The organism is Falsiroseomonas oryziterrae (assembly GCF_021864505.1).
GTDB lineage: Bacteria > Pseudomonadota > Alphaproteobacteria > Acetobacterales > Acetobacteraceae > Falsiroseomonas > Falsiroseomonas oryziterrae.
This window is the reverse complement of record NZ_JAKJIB010000312.1, coordinates 1-4,921: the sequence shown is the minus strand read 5'-3', so window position 1 is coordinate 4,921 and position 4,921 is coordinate 1. Positions and strand designations below refer to the sequence as shown.

6 protein-coding genes and 1 riboswitch are annotated in these 4,921 nt (G+C 73.2%); of the genes, 5 read left to right on the top strand and 1 reads right to left on the bottom strand.

The window, feature by feature from the left end; translation table 11 throughout:
- From L2I40_RS19010 to L2I40_RS18995, 5 genes are all read left to right on the top strand, one after another.
- Positions 1-527, top strand: a 527-nt coding sequence (locus L2I40_RS19010; RefSeq protein ID WP_308116437.1) for an SH3 domain-containing protein, incomplete at its 5' end; no start/stop codon positions are given.
- Positions 524-820: a nitrile hydratase gene (locus L2I40_RS24595; RefSeq protein ID WP_372491083.1), complete on the top strand. Its 297-nt coding sequence runs from the start codon at positions 524-526 to the stop codon at positions 818-820. The genes L2I40_RS19010 and L2I40_RS24595, both read left to right, overlap by 4 nt.
- Positions 817-1,155, top strand: coding sequence for an SH3-like domain-containing protein (locus L2I40_RS24590; RefSeq protein WP_372491082.1), 339 nt, complete (start codon positions 817-819; stop codon positions 1,153-1,155). The genes L2I40_RS24595 and L2I40_RS24590 overlap by 4 nt, the downstream gene beginning before the upstream one ends.
- Positions 1,155-1,739 (top strand): nitrile hydratase subunit alpha, encoded by a 585-nt coding sequence (locus L2I40_RS19000; protein ID WP_237216755.1) that lies wholly within the window; start codon positions 1,155-1,157, stop codon positions 1,737-1,739. Before L2I40_RS24590 ends, L2I40_RS19000 begins: the two co-directional genes overlap by 1 nt.
- A gap of 30 nt (positions 1,740-1,769) precedes the next feature.
- A riboswitch (cobalamin riboswitch) is annotated at positions 1,770-1,983 on the top strand.
- 145 nt (positions 1,984-2,128) lie between these two features.
- Positions 2,129-4,063 carry a TonB-dependent receptor plug domain-containing protein gene (locus L2I40_RS18995; RefSeq protein WP_237216754.1) on the top strand — a complete coding sequence of 645 codons (1,935 nt, stop codon included), beginning with the start codon at positions 2,129-2,131 and terminating at the stop codon, positions 4,061-4,063.
- Positions 4,064-4,112: 49 nt separating this feature from the next.
- Here L2I40_RS18995 and L2I40_RS18990 read toward each other — a convergent pair.
- On the bottom strand, positions 4,113-4,921 hold an 809-nt coding region (locus L2I40_RS18990; RefSeq protein ID WP_237216753.1), incomplete at its 5' end, for a M16 family metallopeptidase.

Below are 4,921 nucleotides of genomic sequence, written 5' to 3'. Positions count from 1 at the left end.
CCGGTGCCGCCGCCGCCGCCAACCGCACGCCCGAGCCCGCTCAGCCCGTGCCGGCCGGCCCCCCGCCGCTGCCGCCGCCCTCGACCGGCACCGTCAGCGGCCTGCCGATCCCGCGCTACGCCTCGCTGCGGTCGGACCAGGTCAACATGCGCGTCGGGCCGAACACGACCTTCCCGATCGAGTGGACCTTCCAGCGTCGCGACCTGCCGGTGATGATCGTCGGCGAGTTCCAGGTCTGGCGGCGCATCCGCGACGTGGACGGCGCCGAGGGCTGGGTGCATCAATCGACCCTCGCCGGTCGCCGCACCGCGCTGGTGCGCCCGGCCGCGAACGTCCAGGAGGTGACCCTGCGCCGCCGCCCCGACGAATCCGCCGCTGCCGTCGCGCGCCTCCGCCCCGGCGTGATCGCCCGCATCCGCGAATGCGAGCCGTCCAGCGCCTGGTGCGAGGTGCAGGTGCAGGACATGCGCGGCTACCTGAGGCGCGCCGAGGTGTGGGGCCTGCTGGAGGGGGAGGAGATCAAGTGAGCGATGCCACGCCCGCTCCGGCGACCCACGACCTCGGCGGCGCGCCGCGCTTCCGCTGCACGCCGGTCGAGCCCGACGACGCCCCGCCCGACGCCTTCGGCAAGCGGGTGGACGCGCTGCGCCAGATCCTGGCCCGCAAGGGGCTGATGAGCGTCGACGAACTCCGCCGCGGCATCGAGGCGATCCCCGAGGCCGAGTACCACGCGCTCGGCTACTACGAGCGCTGGCTGCGCTCGATCTCCGGGCTGATGGTGGAGAAGGGCGTCGTCGCCGCCGAGGAGCTGCGCCCGTGAGGTTCGCGGCCGGCAGCGCGGTGCGCGTCCGTCGCGACTTCCCCGAGACGCGCGGCCCCTGCCACATCCGCACGCCGCACTACCTGCGCGGCCTGCCCGGCGTGATCGAGCGCCCGCTCGGCGCCCATCCGAACCCGGAAGACCTCGCCTTTGGCCGTCCGGCCGCGAAGGTGCCGCTTTACCATGTGCGCTTCGACCAGCCCGCCCTGTTCGGCGAGGGCCGGCCCGGCGATACGCTGCTGGTCGAGATCTACGAGCATTGGCTGGAAGACCGCCCGATGACCGGAGGGCCAACGGCCCGCAGGTCTGAATCGGTCGGCCAGGAGACCGCCTGATGGCCGCGCCACCGCGCCCCGATTCCGTCGCGCTGCTCGACCGCTTCGTCGCGGCACTGCTCGCGCGCGGCGTGGTGACCGAGGCCGAGATCGCCGAGCAGGTCGCGCGCACCGATGCTGCGAGCCCCGAGATCGGCGCGCGCATGGTCGCCCGCGCCTGGACCGATCCGGCCTATCGCGAGCTGCTGCTGCGCGACGGCAGCGCGGCGGCGGAGGCGGCGGGCGTCTCCATGGCCGGGATGCCGCCGCTCGGCGTGCTCGAGGACACCGACCGCGTGCATCACCTCGTCGTCTGCACGCTCTGCTCCTGCTATCCGCGCGCAGTGCTCGGCTATCCGCCGCATTGGTACAAGTCGTCCGCCTACCGCGCACGCGCGGTGCGCGACCCGCGCGGCGTGCTGGCCGAATGGGGCACAGTGCTGCCCGACCATGTCGAGCTCCGCGTGGTGGACAGCACCGCCGATTACCGCTGGATGGTGCTGCCGCAGCGGCCCGCCGGCACCGAAGGCTGGGACGCGGCGCGGCTTGCCTCCATCGTCACGCGCGACGCCCTCGTCGGGGTCGCCTTGCCGAAGGCCGGCTGAGCGGCCTTCACGTCTGCCGCGCCGCATGCTTCCCTCCGCCCATGCGTCGGTGGCCCGCAAGGGCTGAAACGGGAACGCGCGAAGGCGGGTGACGCTCGCCAAGTCCGCGGCTGCCCCCGCAACTGTAGGCGGAGCCGCTTCGTCCACACGCCATTGGGCCGCGCGCCCGAGAAGGCGGACGAGGCCCCGGAGATCACTCCGGCACTCCGCGAGCCAGGAGACCGGCCGGCGCAGAGACGTCCCGCGCGTGCCGGGCGGGGTGCACCGGCGCAACGGAGCGACAGCCATCCGACCACGGGTGGCGCTCGCATCCGCCTGCGGCGACGACGCCAGCCGTCCCGTGCGGGAAACCGTGCGGGGCATGTCGTCACGCCGCACGGAGGAAACCGATGCGACGCCTGTTGTTCCTGACCACCGCCCTGTTCGCGGCAACCGCCGCGCATGCCCAGCAGACGGTCCCAGAGACCGTCGTCACCGCCACGCGTGTGCCGACGCCGATCGAGCGCATCCCGGCCGCCGTCACCGTCATCACCCGCCAGGACATCGAGGAGCGCGGCTACCGCACGCTGCCCGAGGCGCTGCAATCCGTGCCCGGCCTGCGCCTGGTGCAGGGCGGCGGCGTCGGCCAGCAGGCCAGCGCCTTCGTCCGCGGCGCCGCCTCGCGCCAGGTTCTCGTGCTGCTCGACGGCGTGCCGGTGAACGATCCGTCGGAGCCGAATGGCGCCTTCAACTTCGGCAACGACCTGCTCGGCGACATCGAGCGGATCGAGGTGGTGCGCGGCCCGGCCTCCTCGCTCTACGGCTCGGGCGCGATCGGCGGCGTGATCAACCTGATCACGCGCCGCGCGCCGGAAGGCCGCACGGCCCAGGCCTTCGGCGAGGCCGGGCTCGGCACGCAGCGCACCGCGCAGGGCAACATCGGCATCGCCGGCACGACGGAGCGCTGGAACTACCTCGGCATGGCCCAGGGCCTTTCGACGCGCGGCTCCGACGCGACGGCGCCGCGCTTCTGGTCGAACACCGGCGAACGCGAGAGCTTCACCGGCGCCGCCTACACCGCGCGCTTCGGCTTCCGCCCGGACGCCGGCAGCAACGTGGAGGCGCTGCTGCGCTGGCGCGAGAACCAGGCGGGCCTCGACAACATACCGCGCGACGATCCGAACAACGAGCAGACGGATCGCCGCATCTACGGCCAGATCCGTGCGGAGACGACGCTGTTCGGCGTGTGGACCACCGGCCTGCGCGCCGCCTACACGGAAGACAAGCGGCGCAACGTTAACCTGCCCGACGCCGCGTCGCGCACCACGATCGACGATCTCTTCCGCGGCCGGCGCGAGAGCTACGAATGGGGCAACCGCGTCGCGCTGCCCGATCTGGGTGCGCTGCGCTTCGTCAACCTCACCTTCGGGATCGCGCATGAGCGGGAGTCGAGCGACAGCCGCTCCGGCAACCTGCCCTTCCAGACGCGCACCGACGCCTCCGCCGACTCGACGGCCTTCAACCTCGGCCTGCAGGCGCGGATCCTCGACCGGCTCGACGTCACGGCGGGACTGCGCCGCGACGAGGCGGAGGACTACGAAGGCTTCACCTCGTGGCGGCTCGGCGGCGTGCTGGCGCTGCCGGAGCTGAGTTCCCGCGTCATCCTCTCCGCCGGCACCGCCTTCAGGGCGCCTTCGCTGTTCCAGCGCTTCGGCACCATCGGCACCAGCTTCCGCGGCAACCCGGAGCTGCGGCCGGAGGACAGCTTCAGCTGGGAAGCGGGCTTCGAGACGGACGTCGCGGGCTTCGGCCGCACCGATTTCGCGACCTTCGGCGCGACGTATTTCGACACGCGCTTCCGCAACCTGATCAACTTCAACGCGGCCTTCTCGACGCTCGAGAACGTGGACCGCGCGACGGCGCGCGGCGCGGAACTCTCGCTTATCCTGCGTCCCGCGCCCTGGCTCGACCTGCGCGGCGCCTGGACGGTGACGGAGACGGAGGACGAGGCGACGGGCATGCCGCTGCCGCGCCGCCCGCGCAACGTGGTCTCCGCCAGCGCGCGCATCGCGATGGACCGGCTGGTGGTGGTGCCCGAACTGCTCTTCACCGGCCCGTCGCCGGAAGGCCCCTTCGCGAGCTACCGCGACAACGGCACCTCGATCCCCGTCATGGCCTACAACAAGTCGGGCACGGTGGTGAACCTGACCGCGAGCTATCGCGTGACGGAGCAGGTCACAGCCTTCGCCGAGGGCCGCAACCTCGGCAACAGCCGCTTCGAGCCGGCGAACGGCTTCGTCGTGCCGGGCCGCTCGGCGCTGGCCGGGGTGCGCTTCGTGTTCTGATCTCGTGCTTGCTCCCCTCTCCCCGCAAGCGGGAGAGGGGAGGTCGCAATCACACGCCTTCCGGCCGTCCTGCGATCGCCACGGCCAGCGCGTCCGGCTGCAGCACGCGCCGCGCGACCGTCGCGGTCGCGGCCGGCGTCAGCGCGCGCAGGCGGTCGGCGCGTTCGTTCAGCCAGGTCACCGGCCGGTTGTTCCGCCGCAGCGCGAGCAGCGTGCCGGCGATGCGGCGGCTGTCGGTGAACTGCAGCGGCAGGTTGCCGGTCAGGAAGGCCACCGCGTCGTCCAGCTCCTCCCGCGTCGGGCCGTCGCCCGCCATGCGGCGCCACTCGTCCTTCGTCACCGCCAGCGTCTCCGCCACGCGCGCATTGTCGGTCGCGGTGGAACCGACGATCACGCCCTGGCCGAACAGGCTGTCGAGCCCGACGCCGATGCCGTAGGTCAGCCCGCGACGCACCCGCACCGCTTCCATCAGCCGCGACGAGAAGCCGCCGCCGCCGAGCACGCGCAGCACGACCTGCGCCGTCTCCCAGTCGGGATCGGCGACGGCGAGCCCGGCCTGGCCGAACAGCACGGCGGATTGCGGCGAGGCGACCTCGATCACGCGGCGGCCGAAGCCGGTGAAGGCGGGCAGCGCCGGCGGCTCGGCCGGCGCGCCCTCCGGCAGCCCCTCGAACAGCGCCGGGATCACCCGGGCCAGTTCCTCCGCGCTGATCGCGCCCGCCGCCGCGAGGATCATCCCGTCGCCGCGCAGCTGGCGCGCCACGGCGCCGCGGATCGCTTCCTCCGGCAGGCTCGTCAGCGTCTCCACCGTGCCGCCGGTCGGCCGGCCGGCCGGATGGTTCGGGAAGGCGGCGGCCC

Bases quoted from the DNA above. Each gene is read 5' to 3' on its own strand.
- L2I40_RS19000 (WP_237216755.1), top strand. From the start codon at position 1,155: ATGGCCGCGCCACCGCGCCCCGATTCCGTCGCGCTGCTCGACCGCTTC.
- L2I40_RS18995 (WP_237216754.1), top strand. From the start codon at position 2,129: ATGCGACGCCTGTTGTTCCTGACCACCGCCCTGTTCGCGGCAACCGCC.